Below are 1,507 nucleotides of genomic sequence, written 5' to 3' on the forward strand. Positions count from 1 at the left end.
CGAGGTCTTTCGGATGGGCAGTGTAGGAACTTCCATCATCGGAAGGCCTCGACGCCTATCCCGTGACCGACGCGCCCACACCGGCCACCCCGCCCGCACTCTCAATTACGAAGAGCCCTCAAAGGGTCAGCTCACTGAAACGCTGATGATCCTCAGGAACTCCAGGCACACCAGCGTTCAGTCCTACCCCCCGGTGAAGGTGTCTGGCTGGACCGGCACAAGGTCGTATCCGAGCGGGATGTCCGGTCGTGGCATCGGCTGGAGGTCCTCGGTGAGGAACAGCATGTAGTAGACGGTGGTGAGCCCTCCCCGACCTCCGTTCTCGTTCACTCCGGTCATCGCTCCACCGTGATAGCTGTGGGCAGCCCATTCGTTTCCGAGAATCGCGTACAGCCATGCGTCGGTCTCTTCTACCGATAAAGGCACTCGGGTTCCCATGACGCGGTGATGCCCTGCCATGGACAGGGTGACCTTGTAGCCGGCCAATCCTGGTTTCTCCTCGATGTACGACAAGACTGTGCGGTCCGCGCCGAAAGTCAGCTCCGCGAACTTGTCAGACACGGACCTGAACGGGCCACTATTCAGTGGCCGGTACTCCCCGAACGGCCGATCCTCGTCGAACACATTCTCATCAAGCATGAAGGCCCGCTTGAATTGCTCGAGCTTGTCGCGATGCTTCCGCTCAATGGTCCTGCAAAGTTCCTGTGTAGGCATCCCAACAATCTACGTTCTGGTTCCTACACTCTCCGACGCATCGATGCGCACAAGCGCCTCCTGCACACATGGGCACGGCACAAGCTCCCCCACGCTCCGCTGCTTGTCCCGCACACATCTGCACAGCAGGAACCAAGGAACCGCCTGCACACAACCACCACGTCACCGACACGGGGTAGCTCACCTCGAGCGAGCAGTGGCCGTGCACAGCCTCCACGGGTGCGGGCCGGGACTAGAGCAAAAGAAACGATCAGGCTCCATTTGTCGGCGCTGCCTCGTACTCTCCCCACGTGGGCCAGAGACAACACCACGCCGCCTACTACGCGAAGCGGATAGACGAACGCATTGAGGAGTTCGTCATGCGTGAGGAGCTGATCATGCTCACCGCGGCCGAGCTCGACGTCGACAACTGCCGGCCCACCGATTTCCCGGAACCGCGCCGGGTGTACGCATGGGTGCGGTACCCGTCGAAGGCAATCCGCGTTCAGGCACACGCGATCTCCTATACACGCACAGCAGTGAAGATCCGGTTCCTTGAACCCCTGATCAAAATCCAGCGTGAAGCGTGGGTATGGCTAAATGCCGTCACACCGGCCGTCCCACCTGTTGTCACTGACAACTCAAAGAAATTGCGATAGATGAACGGGCGATAGACTTCTCAGAAGGGGGGTTACCTGGCTCTTCGTAATTGAGAGTGCGGGCGGGGTGGCCGGTGTGGGCGCGTCGGTCACGGGATAGGCGTCGAGGCCTTCCGATGATGGAAGTTCCTACACTGCCCATCCGAAAGACCTCG

2 protein-coding genes are annotated in these 1,507 nt (G+C 60.1%); one reads left to right on the forward strand and one right to left on the reverse strand.

Annotated elements, in window-relative coordinates; genetic code table 11:
- Positions 1-183 precede the first annotated feature (183 nt).
- On the reverse strand, positions 184-714 hold the full coding sequence (locus E8P82_RS14910; protein ID WP_136455837.1) for a hypothetical protein: 531 nt from the start codon (positions 712-714) through the stop codon (positions 184-186).
- Between the two features lie 290 nt (positions 715-1,004).
- Between E8P82_RS14910 and E8P82_RS14915 the strand changes: the two genes are divergently transcribed.
- Positions 1,005-1,352, forward strand: a complete 348-nt coding sequence (locus tag E8P82_RS14915) for a hypothetical protein (RefSeq protein WP_136455838.1) — start codon at positions 1,005-1,007, stop codon at positions 1,350-1,352.
- Positions 1,353-1,507: the final 155 nt, after the last annotated feature.

The sequence above is a fragment of the Arthrobacter echini genome (assembly GCF_004803505.1).
Classification (GTDB): Bacteria; Actinomycetota; Actinomycetes; order Actinomycetales; family Micrococcaceae; genus Arthrobacter_D; species Arthrobacter_D echini.

Coding starts and splice junctions, on each gene's coding strand:
- E8P82_RS14910 (WP_136455837.1), bottom strand. CDS start 714: ATGCCTACACAGGAACTTTGCAGGACCATTGAGCGGAAGCATCGCGAC.